14 protein-coding genes are annotated in these 15,152 nt (G+C 67.2%); all 14 read right to left on the reverse strand.

Going from position 1 to position 15,152, the window contains the following annotated elements:
* Positions 1-7: 7 nt before the first annotated feature.
* Positions 8-880: an acetyl-CoA carboxylase, carboxyltransferase subunit beta gene (accD, locus tag RZE77_RS06975; RefSeq protein ID WP_012746558.1), complete on the reverse strand. Its 873-nt coding sequence runs from the start codon at positions 878-880 to the stop codon at positions 8-10.
* 63 nt (positions 881-943) lie between these two features.
* Positions 944-1,789, reverse strand: a complete 846-nt coding sequence (gene trpA / locus RZE77_RS06980) for a tryptophan synthase subunit alpha (protein ID WP_319441238.1) — start codon at positions 1,787-1,789, stop codon at positions 944-946.
* Entirely contained in the window at positions 1,789-3,063 is a 1,275-nt protein-coding gene (trpB, locus tag RZE77_RS06985) for a tryptophan synthase subunit beta (RefSeq protein WP_319442316.1), read from the reverse strand. The genes trpA and trpB overlap by 1 nt, the downstream gene beginning before the upstream one ends.
* Positions 3,064-3,124: 61 nt before the next feature.
* Positions 3,125-3,820, reverse strand: a complete 696-nt coding sequence (locus RZE77_RS06990; RefSeq protein WP_319441239.1) for a phosphoribosylanthranilate isomerase — start codon at positions 3,818-3,820, stop codon at positions 3,125-3,127.
* A complete protein-coding gene (truA, locus tag RZE77_RS06995; protein ID WP_319430671.1) occupies positions 3,817-4,629 on the reverse strand; it encodes a tRNA pseudouridine(38-40) synthase TruA in 813 nt (270 codons plus the stop codon). Before truA ends, RZE77_RS06990 begins: the two co-directional genes overlap by 4 nt.
* A gap of 30 nt (positions 4,630-4,659) precedes the next feature.
* Positions 4,660-7,413, reverse strand: a complete 2,754-nt coding sequence (locus RZE77_RS07000; protein ID WP_405547146.1) for a FimV/HubP family polar landmark protein — start codon at positions 7,411-7,413, stop codon at positions 4,660-4,662.
* 224 nt (positions 7,414-7,637) lie between these two features.
* Complete coding sequence (gene asd, locus RZE77_RS07005) at positions 7,638-8,780, reverse strand: aspartate-semialdehyde dehydrogenase (RefSeq protein ID WP_319441241.1); 1,143 nt, start codon at positions 8,778-8,780, stop codon at positions 7,638-7,640.
* Positions 8,781-8,870: 90 nt separating this feature from the next.
* Entirely contained in the window at positions 8,871-9,959 is a 1,089-nt protein-coding gene (gene leuB / locus RZE77_RS07010) for a 3-isopropylmalate dehydrogenase (RefSeq protein ID WP_319441242.1), read from the reverse strand.
* Between the two features lie 40 nt (positions 9,960-9,999).
* Complete coding sequence (gene leuD / locus RZE77_RS07015; protein WP_319441243.1) at positions 10,000-10,650, reverse strand: 3-isopropylmalate dehydratase small subunit; 651 nt, start codon at positions 10,648-10,650, stop codon at positions 10,000-10,002.
* A 16-nt stretch (positions 10,651-10,666) separates the two neighbouring features.
* Entirely contained in the window at positions 10,667-12,088 is a 1,422-nt protein-coding gene (leuC, locus tag RZE77_RS07020; protein ID WP_319441244.1) for a 3-isopropylmalate dehydratase large subunit, read from the reverse strand.
* A gap of 48 nt (positions 12,089-12,136) precedes the next feature.
* On the reverse strand, positions 12,137-13,102 hold the full coding sequence (locus RZE77_RS07025; protein ID WP_319441245.1) for a LysR family transcriptional regulator: 966 nt from the start codon (positions 13,100-13,102) through the stop codon (positions 12,137-12,139).
* Between the two features lie 116 nt (positions 13,103-13,218).
* Positions 13,219-13,359, reverse strand: a complete 141-nt coding sequence (locus RZE77_RS07030; protein ID WP_319430678.1) for an entericidin A/B family lipoprotein — start codon at positions 13,357-13,359, stop codon at positions 13,219-13,221.
* A 123-nt stretch (positions 13,360-13,482) separates the two neighbouring features.
* The gene (gltA, locus tag RZE77_RS07035; RefSeq protein WP_012746570.1) at positions 13,483-14,793 is read right to left on the reverse strand and encodes a citrate synthase; all 1,311 of its coding nucleotides are present in this window, start codon (positions 14,791-14,793) and stop codon (positions 13,483-13,485) included.
* Between the two features lie 24 nt (positions 14,794-14,817).
* Positions 14,818-15,141 (reverse strand): FAD assembly factor SdhE, encoded by a 324-nt coding sequence (locus RZE77_RS07040; RefSeq protein ID WP_145741486.1) that lies wholly within the window; start codon positions 15,139-15,141, stop codon positions 14,818-14,820.
* Between the last annotated feature and the right edge of the window lie 11 nt (positions 15,142-15,152).

Below are 15,152 nucleotides of genomic sequence, written 5' to 3' on the forward strand. Positions count from 1 at the left end.
CTTTCGTTCAGCTGACCGCGTCGGCCGGCTGGCGCAGCAGCATGGCGAGCGTGCTCGCAATGGTCTTGCGCAGCTCGCGGCGGTCGCTGATGAAGTCGATCGCGCCCTTGGTCTGCAGGAACTCCGCGCGCTGGAAGCCCTCGGGCAGCGTCACGCGCACGGTCGATTCGATCACGCGCGGGCCGGCAAAGCCGATCAGCGCCTTGGGTTCGGCAATGACCACGTCGCCCACGAAGGCGAAGCCGGCCGAGACGCCGCCCATGGTCGGGTCGGTCAGCACGCTGATGTAGGGCAGGCCTTTCTTGGCGAGGCGCGTGAGCGCCGCGTTGGTCTTGGCCATCTGCATCAGCGAGAGCAGGCCTTCCTGCATGCGGGCGCCGCCGGTGGCGGTGAAGCAGATGAACGGCACCTTCTGCTCGATGGCCGTCTCGACGCCGCGCACGAAGCGTTCGCCGACCACGCTGCCCATGCTGCCGCCCATGAACTCGAATTCGAAGCAGGCCACGACCACGCTGATGCTGTGGACCGAGCCGCCCATGACGACCAGCGCATCGGTCTCACCGGTGTTCTCGAGCGCTTCCTTGAGCCGCTCGGGGTACTTGCGGCTGTCCTTGAACTTGAGCGCGTCCACGGGGAGCACTTCCTGGCCCACTTCGTAGCGGCCCTCGGCGTCGAGGAAGGCGTCGAGCCGCGCGCGGGCGCCGATGCGGTGGTGGTGGCTGCAGCTCGGGCAGACGTTCTGGTTGTGTTCGAGGTCGGTCTTGTAGAGAACGGTCTCGCAGGCGGGGCACTTGATCCACAGGCCCTCGGGCACCTGGCGGCGCTCCGACGGGTCGGTTTGTGCGATCTTGGCGGGTAGCAGTTTTTCAAGCCAGCTCATAGGACTCCGATTTAGCTCCCCCCGCCCGCGTGCGGGAGAGGGGCTGGGTGAGGGCAGCAGCGATTATCGGCCAGCCGCGTTCTTGGGGGTAGCCGACGGCAGGGCATCGAGCGCCTCGCGGATGCCGGCCAGGAATTCGCGCACCGCCGGCACCACCTTTTCGCGCGGCTGCCCGTCGATCAGCTGGATGATCCTGGTGCCGATCACGACCGCATCGGCGGCCGAACCCACGGCCTGCGCCGTGCGCGCGTCGCGGATGCCGAAGCCCACGCCCACCGGGATGCTCACGTGCTCGCGGATGCGCGGGATCATCTGGCCGACCGCTTCGGTGTCGAGGTGGCCGGCGCCAGTGACACCCTTGAGCGACACGTAGTAGACATAGCCGCTCGCGATGCGCGCGACCTGCGCCATGCGCTCGCTGGTGCTGGTGGGGGCCAAGAGGAAGATCAGGTCGATGCCGGCGGCCTTCAGGTCGGCGGCGAAAGCCTCGCATTCCTCGGGCGGGTAGTCGACCACCAGCAGGCCGTCGACGCCCGCGGCCGATGCGTCGCGGATGAAGGCTTTCTTTCCATGCACGAGGTCGTAGCGCTCGACCGGGTTCGCATAGCCCATCAGCACCACGGGCGTTGTCGCGTCCTTTTGGCGGAAGGTGGCCACCATGGCGAGCACCTGCTTCATGCCGACGCCCAGCGCCAGAGCGGCCTCGCCGGCTTTCTGGATCACCGGGCCATCGGCCATCGGGTCGGAGAACGGCACGCCGAGCTCGATCACGTCGGCGCCGGCCTCGACCATGCCGTGCATCAGCTCGGGCGTGATGTCGGCAAAAGGGAAGCCGGCGGTGACGTAGGGAATGAGGGCGCGGCGGCCGTCTTTTTTCAGCGCATCGAAGGTGGCGGCAATACGGCTCATCACTTGCCTCCCTTCACGCTCAGGCCGCGCATCGAGGGCCGGTCGTAGAAGTCGACACCCGACAGGTCGGCCACGGTGCCGATGTCCTTGTCGCCGCGGCCCGAGAGGTTCACCAGGATCGACTGGTCCGGCCGCATGGTCTTGGCGAGCTTCATGGCGTAGGCCACGGCGTGGCTCGATTCGAGGGCCGGAATGATGCCTTCGGTGCGGCACAGGTAGTGAAAGGCTGCCAGCGCCTCGGTGTCGGTGATGCCGACGTATTCGGCGCGGCCGATGTCGGCCAGGTAGGCATGCTCGGGGCCCACGCCGGGGTAGTCGAGGCCGGCGCTGATGCTGTGCGTTTCGGTGATCTGGCCGTCTTCGCTCTGCAGCAGGTAGGTGCGGTTGCCGTGCAGCACGCCCGGGCTGCCGCGCAGGATGGACGCCGAGTGCTTGCCGCTGTCGAGCCCTTCGCCCGCGGCCTCCACGCCGATCAGGCGCGTGCCTTCGAACGGGATGTAGGGATGGAAGATGCCCATCGCGTTGCTGCCGCCGCCCACGCAGGCCACCACCACGTCGGGCTGCCGGCCCTCGGCCTCGCCGGTGATGCCCTGGGCCGCGAGCATGGCGGGCATCTGGTCGATGCACTCCGTGCCGATCACGCTCTGGAAGTCGCGCACCATGGTCGGGTAGGGGTGCGGGCCGGCCACGGTGCCGATGATGTAGAAGGTGTTCTCCACGTTCGTGACCCAGTCGCGCATCGCCTCGTTGAGCGCGTCCTTCAGCGTCTTGCTGCCCGATTCCACCGGCACCACGGTGGCGCCCAGCAGGTTCATGCGGTAGACGTTGGGGCTCTGGCGCTTCACGTCCTGGCTGCCCATGTAGACCACGCACTCGAGGCCGTAGCGCGCGCAGATGGTGGCGGTGGCCACGCCATGCTGGCCGGCGCCGGTCTCGGCGATCACGCGGGGCTTGCCCATGCGGCGCGCGAGCATCGCCTGGCCGATCACGTTGTTGATCTTGTGCGCGCCGGTGTGGTTCAGGTCTTCGCGCTTCAGGTAGATCTGCGCGCCGCCCATCTCGCGGCTGGTGCGTGCGGCGTGGTAGACCGGCGAGGGGCGGCCGACGAAGTGCTTCAGCTCGTAGTGGAATTCGGCGAGGAAGGCCGGATCGTCCTTGAACCTGGCGTAGGCGTCGCGCAGCTCGTTGATCGCGTGGGTGAGCGTTTCGCTCGCGAAGGTGCCGCCGTAGTTGCCGAAGTGGCCGGTGGCGTCGGGTTGCTGGTAGTCCTGGATATGGCTTTGCATGGTTCTCGATCGTTGGGCCGCAGCCCGAAATCACGATCGGGTGCGGCGGCTAACTGGAGAAGGAGGCGTCGGCGGCCCTTACGGCGGCGACGAATTGCCGGATCTTTCCGGCGTCCTTCAGGCCCTTGTTCCCGGGACCGTCGATTTCGACGCCCGAGCTCACATCAACGGACAGCGTCTTGCAGCGCGTCCGCAGGATGCGAATGCCATCGCTCACGTTTGCAGGTGTGAGCCCACCACTCAAGACGAGGTGAGCGTCGACGGCGGGTGGAAGAAGTGACCAATCGAATGCCTTGCCGCCACCGCCATAACCTTCGACATGCGCGTCGAGCAGGATGGCCTGGGCGTGGGAGTAATCGGACGCGTATTTTACGAGGTCGAAGCCGGCTCCGGCGGCGCCCAGCGGAATACGGGCCGCGCGCATGTAGCGAAAGCGCCCCGGGCCGGTGGCCTGCTCGCACTGTTCGGGCGTTTCTTCGCCGTGGAACTGCGCGATCGCGCCCCTCACGCGGGACAGGGCTGCTATGACTTTGGGAGCATCCTCGTTCACGAACAGCAGCACCGGCGTGATGAAGGGCGGCAGGCGCGAGGCGAGTGCGGCGGCGCGCTCAGCCGCGACGGCGCGGGGGCTTTTTTCGTAGAGCACGAAGCCGACGGCATCGGCCCCGGCCTCGATGGCGGCGTCCACGTCGGCCTCGCGCGTGAGGCCGCAGATCTTGATGCGGGTGCGGGGAGCGGCAGTCATGGCGGGCCATCATAAGGAGCGCCGCCCGCCTGCAGCGTGGCCTCGGCCGGCAGACCCCACTTGGCGTCGTACAACGGCCCGAGAAAATACAGCCCGTTGGCCGAGAAAGTGGGCGCCGCCACCTTGCGGCTGCGCGCCTCGAGCACCTCGGTGATCCATTCGGGCCGCTCGTCGCCGCGGCCGATGCGCACGAGGCAGCCCATCAGGTTGCGGATCATGTGGTGCAGGAAGGCGTCGGCCTCGAACTCGAAGTGCCAGCGGCAGCGGTCGCCGCTGCCATGGCGCGTGATCTCGATGCGCCGCAGGTCCTTGACCGGCGAGCGCGCCTGGCAGGCCGAGGCGCGGAACGAACTGAAGTCGTGCCGGCCCACCAGCAGGGCGGCGGCGGCGCGCATCGCATCACCGTCGAGCGCATGCATCGACCAGCCGACCCGGCCCGAATCGAGGCTGGGCCGCACGGGCGACTGCGACAGCACGTAAAGGTAGCGCCGCGCGAGTGCGCTGGCGCGGCAATGGAATTCATCGGGCACCGGCTGGGCCCACTGCACCGCGATGTCGTCGGGCAGGAAGCGGTTGGTGCCGCGCATCCAGGAGAAGGGCTCGCGTTCGACGGTGGTGTCGAAGTGCACCACCTGCATCAGCGCATGCACGCCGGCGTCGGTGCGGCCGGCGCACAGCGTGCCGATGGGCTGCGCCGCGAACTTGGTGAGGGCCGCTTCGAGCTTGTCCTGCACCGTGCGGCCCGAGCGCTGGCTTTGCCAGCCCTCGTACGCCTGGCCGTTGTAGCGGATGCCTAGCGCCAGCCTCACGAATTCAGGAACAGCGGAAAAAGCCGCGCCTCAGCGCAGCTCTGCGAGCAATTGCCTCGCCTGCGACTTGAGGTCGCCGGCGCTTTCGGCTTCGACTTCCTCGACCAGCGAGCGGGCGCCTTCGACGTCGCCGATGGCCTGCAGTTCGCGCGCCAGCGACAGCTTGACCGCATGGGGGCTCTCGTCGCCATCGTCGTCCTGCGCGGCTTCGGCGGGCCTGGCTGCTGCATCGGCGGTACCGGCCACCTGGCGGGCCGGAAGGCCAGCCAGCGCACTCATGTCGAATTCGATGAAGCCCGAGTCCGCAGGCAGGTTGCCGCGCAGCCCGGCCGGGCGGGTATTGGCTTCGGCCTCGCCCAGCGCGCCGGGGCGGGTGATCGGGGACAGCGCTCCCGGGGTGGTGTCGAAGTCGTTTTCCAGGTCGACCAGTGCCGTGGGCGCATGGGCATGGGCATGGCCGTTGGACAGCGGGGCGCTGCTGGCGGCCGGCGGCGCATAGGCCGTCTTCGGCAGGCTGGCACTCACCGGGGCCGGCGCGGGCGCCGGTGCCGGTGGCTGGCTCAGGTCCAGATCGAAGTCCAGCGGCGCAACCGAGGGCACGAAGGCTGGCGCAGCCGCCATGACAGGCGCAGGCGCTGCCACCGGGGCGGGCGCGGGCTTGGCGGCTGCCGTGGCAAGGGCGCCGGCAAAGGCAGCGCTTTCGGCGGGGGTCACGCCGCGGGGCGCGCCCGATTCGTACAGCGGATTGCCCGGATCGAGGTCCTTGCCCATTTCGACCACGCGGTTCCAGTCGGAGCCGGTGCCGTTGGTCAGCTTGTGCACTTCGGTCGCAAGGCCTTCGTAGGCCCGGACGTCGCGGCGCTTGGCATGGATCTCGAGCAGCTTGAGGTGGATGGCCGTGCGGTCCGGATTCACGCGCAGGGCTTCGCGGAGGATTTCCTCGGCCTGCAGGTCGCGGCCGTAGGCGAGGTACACGTCGGCTTCAGCCACGGGATCGACGTCGCCCGCATCGAGCTGGCTCGGCGAGTACGACAGCGACGACACGGTGGAATCGCCGCGCTGCTTGGTGTCGACCGATTCGCCGCCGCTGGCGCCGAAGAACGAGTCCTTGGGAATGCGGCTTTCGAGGAACACGCTTTCGCTCATTTCTTCGCGGCGGCGGCCCAGGACGCGGTAGAGCAGGAAGCCGACCAGCAAGGCGATCAGTGCGGCGCCGCCGAGCATCAGCGGGTTGTCCATCAACTCTTCGAAGAAGCCGCGCTCCACCGGGGGCGGCGGAGGCGCTGCCTTGACGACCGGCTTGGGCGCCGGTGCCGGTGCAGCGGCTGCGGCACTTGCCGCCGCTGCAGGAGCGGCCGGCGCGAGTTCGGAGGTCGCAGCCGGTGCCGGCTCGGCGGCCGGAGCAGCGGGAGCAGCAGCTGCCGGTACCGCTGCAGCAGGCGCGGGAGTCGCTGCCGGTGCCGCTGGCGCCGAAGCGGCAGCGGGGGGCGTGGCGGGGGCGACGGGCGCTGCGGCGGGGGCAGCAGCCGGGGCGGGCGCAGCGGCAGCAGGCGCTGCAGCGGCCGGGGCCGTGGTGGCGGCGACACCCGGGTTGGGAACCGGGATGCCGGGGGCTGCCGGAGCAGGTGCCGGCGCCGCGCCCGGCGCCGCCGAACCGGTGGCTGCCTTGAGCTTGGCCAGTTCGTTGATGTTCTTCGAGAGCTCGGCAACGCGGTTGTTGCTGTCCTGCGCCTGGCGGGTTTGCGCAACCTTTTCTTCGGCGGCGCGGGCCGCTGCGCTGCCCTGCGAGATCGTCAGCTTGTCGGGTGCGCTTGCCGCGGCATTGCGGTCCTCGACGTTGGCCTGCAGCTTGCCCGAAGCCTTGCGGTCGGCGGCGGCCACGTTCGACGTGGGTGCGTTCTCGGCAAGGCGCTGGCGGTAGGCGCCGAAGTCGCGGCTCTGCGCGGTAATGGTGCGCCGCGCTTCCGACGGCAGAATGGCGCCGGCTTCGGCGGCGCTCGGCAGATCGAGCACGGCGCCGGCCTTCATGCGGTTGACGTTGCCGCCAATGAACGCATCGGGATTGGCAAGCAGGAGCGCCACCAGCATCTGGTCGAGCGAGATGTCGGCTGGCTTGTGGGCGCCGGCGATCTTGCTGGCGGTGTCGCCGCGCTGGACCGTGACCTGTTCGCCGCCGCCAGCCGGACGAGCCGGTGCAGCGGCGCTGGGCGCCTGCGGTGCGGCCGTGGCGGGCACCGGCGCAGCGGGAGCGGTAACCGGCGCGACCGGCGCGCGCTCGCGGCGTGCGCGGGCCGCAGCGGCACCCGGACGCTCCGCAGGCGGCGTGCTCACCTGGGGCGTGGCGGGCGCGATGGACGCGCTCGGCGCCGCCTGGCGGGTTGCCGGCGGATCGAGCAGCACGGTGTAGTCGCGCACCATGCGGCCCGACGAACCGTTGGCTTCGAGCAGCAGGTCGACGAAGGGATCGTTGAGCGGACGGCTGCCGGTCAGCCGGACGACGTACTGGCCGCCGGCACGGCGCTGCAGCGTGGCCTTGACGTCGCTGAGAGCGGCGTTGTACGGAACGCCCGCATTCTTGAAGGCGTCGGCGCTGGCAACGTTGATCTTCAGGCTCTCCGCCTCGGCGGCAGCCATTTCGGTCACGTCGATTTCGGCGCGAAGCGGTTCGCCCAGTGCCGACTGCACCTTCAGCTGCCCGAGCGCGAAAGCGCTGGCGTCAGTGCTTGCTATACCCAGAACCACGGCAACCGCCGTGCCCAGGACGGAGAGGCGAAGACCGTTCAAGGGCAGGGAGGGGCGAGCGGCCGATGGGCGGGCCGCGGGCAACAGATGTCTTGTCATGCTGATAGGGGCGGCTCAGGCCCAGAATTTGTAAGAGGACGTTAGCATCATCACCGGGTACTGACAAGGCGGTGCGCCCGTTCTACCCAGTGCGCGCATACTTACGCACACATTTAGTGTTGCCGGGTGGCAACACTTCGGGTCCATGGAGAGCCTGCGCGCCCCCATCAAGCCTCGAGCAGGATGCGCAGCATGCGGCGCAACGGTTCGGCCGCACCCCACAGCAGCTGGTCGCCGATGGTGAAGGCGCCGACGTACTCGGGGCCCATCGCCAGCTTGCGGATGCGGCCGACCGGGATGTTCATGGTGCCCGTCACCGCCACCGGCGTCAGGTCCTTCAGGGTCGCTTCACGGGTGTTCGGCACCACGCTGGCCCACGGGTTGTCCGCGGCGATCAGCGCTTCGATGTCGGCCACGGGCACGTCCTTCTTGAGCTTGAAGGTCAGTGCCTGGCTGTGGCAGCGCATGGCGCCGATGCGCACGCAGAAGCCGTCCACCGGCACGGCGGCAGTGCCGAAGCCCGCGCCCTGGCCGAGGATCTTGTTGGTTTCCGCGCCGGCCTTCCATTCTTCCTTGGACATGCCGTCGCCCAGGTCCTTGTCGATCCAGGGGATCAGCGAGCCGCCCAGCGGTGCGCCGAAGTTGGCGGTTTCGGAAGCGCTGAGGTTCTGCTGCCTGTGCAGCACCTTGCGGTCGATCTCGAGGATGGCCGACTTGGGGTCGTCCAGCAGCGCGCGCACCTCGGCGTTGAGCGTGCCGAACTGCGTCAGCAGTTCGCGCATGTGCTGCGCGCCGCCGCCCGAAGCCGCCTGGTAGGTCATGCTGGTCATCCACTCGACCAGGCCCGCCTTGTAGAGGGCGCCCACGCCCATCAGCATGCAGCTGACGGTGCAGTTGCCGCCGATCCAGTTCTTGCCGCCCTTGGCGAGCGCGTTCTGGATCACCGGCAGGTTGACGGGGTCGAGCACGATGACGGCGTCATCCTGCATGCGCAGGGTGGAGGCGGCGTCGATCCAGTGGCCGCTCCAGCCCGCGGCGCGCAGCTTGGGGAACACCTCGCTGGTGTAGTCGCCACCCTGGCAGGTGATGACGATGTCGCACTTCTTGAGCGCCTCGATGTCGTTCGCATCCTTGAGCGCGGTCTCGTTCCTGGCCATGGCCGGAGCCTTGCCGCCGGCGTTGGAGGTCGAGAAGAAGACCGGCTCGATGAGCCCGAAGTCGCCTTCGGCCTGCATGCGGTCCATCAGGACCGAGCCGACCATGCCGCGCCAGCCTACGAGGCCGACCAGAGGTTGAGATGCGTTCGCCATTTCAGTTTGCCCTTTTGAAAAAGAAAGAAGTTGTCTTTTCTTGCCCCCGACTCGTCGAGCCGGGGAGGGGCGTGACGAAGCGGGCTGCGGTTAGCCGGTAATCGTCTTTTTGGTGATTGCTGCAACAACCGCGTCGCCCATTTCGCGGGTGCCGACGCGCTTCGTGCCTTCTGACCAGATGTCACCGGTGCGCAGCCCGGAGGCGAGCACGTGCTTGACCGCCGACTCGATCCGGTCGGCAGCTTCGGCTTGGTTGAGTGAAAAACGGAGCATCATGGCAGCGGACAGTATTGTAGCCAATGGATTGGCAACCCCTTTGCCGGCAATGTCGGGCGCGCTGCCGTGGCTGGGCTCGTACAGGCCCTGGTTGCTCGAATTGAGCGACGCCGAGGGCAGCATGCCGATCGAGCCGGTGAGCATGGCGGCCTCGTCCGAGAGGATGTCGCCGAACATGTTGCCGGTGACGATCACGTCGAACTTCTTGGGCGCCTTCACGAGCTGCATGGCCGCGTTATCCACGTACATGTGGTCGAGCTCGATGTCCGGATAGTCCTTGTGCACCTCGGTCACGATGTCCTTCCAGAACTGGAAGGTCTCGAGCACGTTGGCCTTGTCCACGCTGGTCACGCGCTTGCTGCGCTTGCGTGCGGCCTCGAAGGCGACGCGGGCGATGCGCTCGACCTCGGGGCGCGAGTAGCGCATGGTGTCGAAGGCTTCATCGGCGCCCGGAAAATGCCCGTCGACGGCCGTGCGGCGGCCGCGCGGCTGGCCGAAGTAGATGTCGCCGGTCAGCTCGCGGATGATGAGGATGTCCAGGCCCGCAATCAGCTCTGGCTTGAGGCTCGAGGCGTCCACCAGCTGCTCGTAGCAGATGGCCGGGCGGAAGTTCGCGAACAGCCCGAGGTTCTTGCGCAGGCCCAGGATGGCCTGCTCCGGGCGCAGCGGCCGGTCGAGCTTGTCGTACTTCCAGTCGCCGACCGCGCCGAACAGCACCGCGTCGGCTTCCTTGGCGAGCTTGAGCGTGGCTTCTGGCAGCGGATGGCCGTGGGCCTCGTAGGCCGCGCCGCCGACCAGCGCCGTTTCCATCTCGAAAGAGAGGTCGAGCGCGTCGAGCACGCGGATGGCTTCGGCCACGATTTCGGTGCCGATGCCGTCACCCGGGAGAACTGCGATTTTCATGATTGGATCTGAGGTTTTTTGAAAACGGAAATGCGGTCGATCACGAGATCATCGTGTGCGCGAGCCAGGGCTTCTGCGCCAGCCGCTCGGTCTCGAAGGCCTTGATCTTGTCCTTGTGGCGCAGCGTCAGGCCGATGTCGTCCAGGCCGTTGATCAGGCAGTACTTGCGGAAGGCCTGCACGTCGAACGCGAACTCGCCGCCATCGGGCTTCACGACCACCTGGCGCTCCAGGTCGATGGTGAGCGTGTAGCCGGGAAAGGCGAAGGTCTCGTCGAACAGCTGCGCCACCTGCGCCTCGGGCAGCACGATCGGCAGCAGGCCGTTCTTGAAGCTGTTGTTGAAGAAGATGTCGGCATAGCTCGGCGCGATGATCGCGCGGAAGCCGTACTGGTCGAGCGCCCACGGCGCATGCTCGCGCGACGAGCCGCAGCCGAAGTTCTTGCGCGCCAACAGGATCGAGGCGCCGGCGTAGCGCGGCTGGTTCAGTACGAAGTCGGGGTTCGGCTTGCGGCTTTGCGGGTCCTGGCCCGGAAAGCCGGCGTCCAGGTAGCGCCATTCGTCGAACAGGTTCTGGCCGAAGCCGGTCTTGCGGATCGACTTGAGGAACTGCTTCGGAATGATCGCGTCGGTGTCGACGTTCTCGCGGTCCATCGGGGCCACGAGGCCCTTGTGCACGGTGAATTTCTGCATGTGGATCTCTCTGTGTTCAGGCGAACGTACGGACGTCGACGAAGTGGCCGTGCACCGCTGCAGCGGCGGCCATGGCCGGGCTCACGAGGTGGGTGCGGCCACCGGCGCCCTGGCGGCCTTCGAAGTTGCGGTTGCTGGTGGAGGCGCAGCGCTCGCCGGGCTCCAGGCGGTCGGCGTTCATCGCCAGGCACATCGAGCAGCCGGGCTCGCGCCATTCGAAGCCCGCGGCCTTGAAGATCAGGTCGAGCCCTTCGCGCTCGGCCTGTTCCTTCACCACGCCCGAGCCGGGCACCACCATCGCGAGCTTCACGTTCTTGGCCACCTTCTGGCCGAGCTTCTTCACCACGGCGGCGGCTTCGCGCATGTCCTCGATGCGACTGTTGGTGCACGAGCCGATGAACACCTTGTCGACGAAGATGTCGTTCATCGCCTTGTTCGGCTCCAGGCCCATGTAGACCAGCGCGCGCTCGATGGCACCGCGCTTGCTGGCGTCCTTTTCCTTCTCGGGATCGGGCACGCGGCCGTTGATGTCGACCACCATCTCGGGCGAGGTGCCCCAGGTGACCTGCGGCTGGATCTGCGTGGCGTCGAGCTCGACCACGGCGTCGAACTTGGCGTCGGGGTCGGACTGCAGCGTGCGCCAGTAGGCCACGGCCAGGTCCCACTCCACGCCCGTGGGTGCGAGCGGCCGGCCCTTGACGTAGCTGATGGTCTTTTCGTCGACCGCCACGAGGCCGGCGCGCGCACCGGCCTCGATGGCCATGTTGCAGACCGTCATGCGGCCTTCCATGCTCAGGTCGCGGATGGCCGAGCCTGCGAATTCGATCGTGTAGCCCGTGCCGCCGGCCGTACCGATCTTGCCGATGATGGCCAGCACGATGTCCTTGGCGGTGCAGCCGAAAGGCAGCTTGCCCTCGACCTTCACGAGCATGTTCTTCGCCTTCTTGCCGAGCAGTGTCTGCGTGGCCATGACGTGCTCGACCTCGCTGGTGCCGATGCCGTGCGCGAGCGCGCCGAAGGCGCCGTGCGTGGAGGTGTGCGAGTCGCCGCAGACGACCGTCATGCCCGGCAGCGTGGCGCCCGATTCGGGTCCGATCACGTGCACGATGCCCTGGCGCTTGCTCAGGAACGGAAAGAACGCGGCGGCACCGAATTCCGCGATGTTCTTGTCGAGCGTGGTGACCTGCTCCTTGCTGGTCGGGTCGGCGATGCCTTCGTAGCCGCGCTCCCAGCCCGTGGTCGGCGTGTTGTGGTCGGCCGTGGCCACCACCGAGCTGATGCGCCACAGCTTGCGGCCGGCGACGCGCAGGCCCTCGAAGGCCTGCGGGCTGGTGACCTCGTGCACCAGGTGGCGGTCGATGTAGAGGATCGCGGTGCCGTCTTCCTCGGTGTGGACGACGTGTTCGTCCCAGATCTTGTCGTAGAGCGTGCGTGCCATGTCGTTCTCTTCTCTTGTCTTTCGTGGGGAGGTGAATTGTCTTGTGTTCTATGCGGCGAGCGGCTCGGCGGCACCGCGCGCGGCCGCCGTCGTGTGCAGATGGTTGACCAGTGTGCGCGCAGCCACCGGCAGGGTGGAGAAGTCGCGCGCCACCAGGCGGATCTCGCGCCTGGACCAGGCGTCGTTCAGCGCCACGCTGCAGAGGCGACTGCCGATGCCCGCCTGCAGCAGTTCGAAGGCACGCTGCGGCATCACGCCGATGCCCAGCCCGTTGTCGATCATGCGGCACATGGCGTCGAGCCCGGTCACGTGGATGCGCAGCTTGACGCTGCGGCCGGCCTCGAGCGCGGCCTGGTGCATGGCCACGTAGATCGAGCTGTTGGTATGCAGGCCGACGTGGTCGAAATCGAGCGAGGCAGCGAAGTCGATCGGCCCTTGCGTTGTCGTGAGCGGATGCCCCGCGGGCGCGATCAGCACGAGCCGGTCGTGGCGGTAGGGCAGGGTCTGCAGCTCGTGGGTGCCCTCGGGTATGTGGCAGATGCCGAGGTCGGCGGCGCCCTCCTGGACCGCGCGCACCACTTCGTTGCTCAGGTGCTCCTCGAGGTCGATCTTGATCGCGTCGTGCTCGCGCGTGAAGGCGCCGAGGTCCTCGGGAAGAAACTGCACGATGGCCGAGATGTTGGCATGCACGCGCACATGGCCGCGCACGCCTTCGGCGTATTCGCTGAGCTCGCCCTGCATCTTCTCGAGGCTGTAGAGCACCGAGCGCGCATGGTGCAGCAGGCTTTCGCCCGCGGGGGAAAGATCGACACCGCGCGCATGGCGGTAGAGCAGGGTGGTGCCCAGGGTGGCTTCCAGGTCCGACAGCCGTTTGCTGATGGCCGATGCGGCAATGAACTCGCGCTCCGCCGCGCGCCCGATGCTGCCGAGTTCGCAAACGGCCACGAACAGCTGCAGCGACGTGAGGTCGATGCGGCGGGCGAAATTGCGTTCGGAAGGCGTGGAAGGGGTCATGCGGGCCTCGGCATCTCGTATGGAGATGGAGGTCCGTATTTTCCCCTTGTTTTCAGGTCTGGGTCATCGCCATGCGCGATGACATCACTGTCGGCGCGCGATGAGCGAAAGAGACGTCATTGGCGCTTCTTGGAGGAGTCCTCCATCTTTTCACCAGCCTTCTGCACGTCCTGGCCGGCTCCCCTCCAAGTGTTGCAACCCGACAGTGGCACGGCAAGAGCAAATGCGACGGCGAACAATGCGACAAGCGATTTCATGGTGAAACTCCTTCGACTAAGTGCTTTGCAGGCTATCGCCGACTTCCCGGCGCCGGATGTCAGCCAAGACGCAAAAAAGCTGCCCGAGGGCAGCTTTCCGGCTTGAGCGCAAGCAGCGCGCGTTCAGCGCTTGCCGATGGGCTGCACGTCGCGCTTGGGCGAGCCTTCGAACAGCTGGCGCGGGCGGCCGATCTTGTACTCGGGGTCGCCGATCATTTCGTTCAGCTGGGCAATCCAGCCGACCGTGCGGGCCAGCGCGAAGATCGCGGTGAACAGCGGCACCGGGATGCCGATGGCGCGCTGCACGATGCCCGAGTAGAAGTCGACGTTCGGGTAGAGCTTGCGCGACACGAAGTACTCGTCTTCCAGCGCGATCTTCTCGAGTTCCTTGGCGAGCTTGAACAGCGGGTCCTGCTCCAGGCCCAGCTCGGTCAGCACTTCGTTGCAGGTTTCCTGCATCAGCTTGGCGCGCGGGTCGTAGTTCTTGTACACGCGGTGGCCGAAGCCCATGAGCTTGACGTTCGAGTTCTTGTCCTTGACCTTCTTGATGAACTCGCCGATCTTCTCCACGCCGCCTTCCTTCTGGATGTCGTAGAGCATGTTGAGCGCCGCTTCGTTGGCGCCGCCGTGGGCCGGGCCCCAGAGGCAGGCCACGCCGGCCGCAATGGCCGCGAAGGGGTTGGTGCCCGACGAGCCGCACAGGCGCACGGTCGAGGTCGAGGCGTTCTGCTCGTGGTCCGCGTGCAGGATGAAGATGCGGTCGAGCGCGCGCTCGAGCACCGGGTTCACCTTGTACTCCTCGCACGGCGTGGCGAACATCATGTGCAGGAAGTTGCCTGCATAGCTGAGTTCGTTCTTCGGGTACATGTAGGGCTGGCCCACGGTGTACTTGTAGGCCATGGCCACGAGCGTGGGCATCTTCGCGATCAGGCGGATCGCGGCGATCTCGCGGTGCTCGGGATTGTTGATGTCCGTGCTGTCGTGATAGAAGGCCGACAGTGCGCCCACGAGGCCGGTCATGATGGCCATCGGATGCGCGTCGCGGCGGAAGCCGCGCAGGAAGAACTGCATCTGCTCGTTGACCATCGTGTGGTTGGTCACGAGCTTGGTGAAGTTGGTCTTCTTGGCCTGGTCCGGCAGTTCGCCGTAGAGCAGCAGGTGGCAGGTCTCGAGGAAGTCGCAGTTGGTGGCGAGCTGCTCGATGGGGTAGCCGCGGTACAGCAGCTCGCCCTTGTCGCCGTCGATGTACGTGATGGCCGACTGGCAGGCGGCGGTCGACATGAAACCCGGGTCATAGGTGAACATGCCGGTCTGCGCATACAGCTTGCGGATGTCGATCACGTCGGGGCCGACGGTGCCCTTGTAGATCGGCAGTTCGACGCTGTCTCCGCCGTTGCTGAACGACAGCGTGGCCTTGGTATCGGAAGCTTTCATTTCGGGTTTCTTTCAGAGGAGTATTCAGGAGGGCGAAGAGGAAACGGAGGTTGCGGGGCGCTGCGCGCCGTCGGTGCGCATCAGCTGCAGCAACTCGACCACCTCGGCCCCGGCCCATGCGGGCTCGGGCTCCTTTCTTCGCAGGAGAAGATCGAGGAGATCGTTGTCCGACAGGTCCATCAAGGTCTCCATCGCTCCCGCCTGGCCGTTGGTCATGCGGGATTCGTGCCGCTCGAAGAAGCGGGCGATGAACAGGTCGTTCTCGAGCAGGCCGCGCCGGCAGCGCCATTTCAGCTTGCTCAGCGCGCGTTCGCTGATCAGCTCGGACGGGTCGGCGGCGGTTTGCATGGTTTCTCTCA

Source organism: Variovorax sp. SPNA7 (assembly GCF_033807855.1).
Lineage (GTDB): Bacteria > Pseudomonadota > Gammaproteobacteria > Burkholderiales > Burkholderiaceae_C > Variovorax > Variovorax beijingensis.

Excerpts from the sequence above, each read along its gene's own strand:
- RZE77_RS07025 (WP_319441245.1), bottom strand. The coding sequence starts at position 13,102 with ATGACCCCTTCCACGCCTTCCGAACGCAATTTCGCCCGCCGCATCGAC.
- leuD (WP_319441243.1), bottom strand. The coding sequence starts at position 10,650 with ATGCAGAAATTCACCGTGCACAAGGGCCTCGTGGCCCCGATGGACCGC.
- RZE77_RS06990 (WP_319441239.1), bottom strand. The coding sequence starts at position 3,820 with ATGACTGCCGCTCCCCGCACCCGCATCAAGATCTGCGGCCTCACGCGC.
- RZE77_RS07040 (WP_145741486.1), bottom strand. The coding sequence starts at position 15,141 with ATGCAAACCGCCGCCGACCCGTCCGAGCTGATCAGCGAACGCGCGCTG.
- trpA (WP_319441238.1), bottom strand. The coding sequence starts at position 1,789 with ATGAGCCGTATTGCCGCCACCTTCGATGCGCTGAAAAAAGACGGCCGC.
- accD (WP_012746558.1), bottom strand. The coding sequence starts at position 880 with ATGAGCTGGCTTGAAAAACTGCTACCCGCCAAGATCGCACAAACCGAC.
- asd (WP_319441241.1), bottom strand. The coding sequence starts at position 8,780 with ATGGCGAACGCATCTCAACCTCTGGTCGGCCTCGTAGGCTGGCGCGGC.
- gltA (WP_012746570.1), bottom strand. The coding sequence starts at position 14,793 with ATGAAAGCTTCCGATACCAAGGCCACGCTGTCGTTCAGCAACGGCGGA.
- RZE77_RS07030 (WP_319430678.1), bottom strand. The coding sequence starts at position 13,359 with ATGAAATCGCTTGTCGCATTGTTCGCCGTCGCATTTGCTCTTGCCGTG.
- leuB (WP_319441242.1), bottom strand. The coding sequence starts at position 9,959 with ATGAAAATCGCAGTTCTCCCGGGTGACGGCATCGGCACCGAAATCGTG.
- leuC (WP_319441244.1), bottom strand. The coding sequence starts at position 12,088 with ATGGCACGCACGCTCTACGACAAGATCTGGGACGAACACGTCGTCCAC.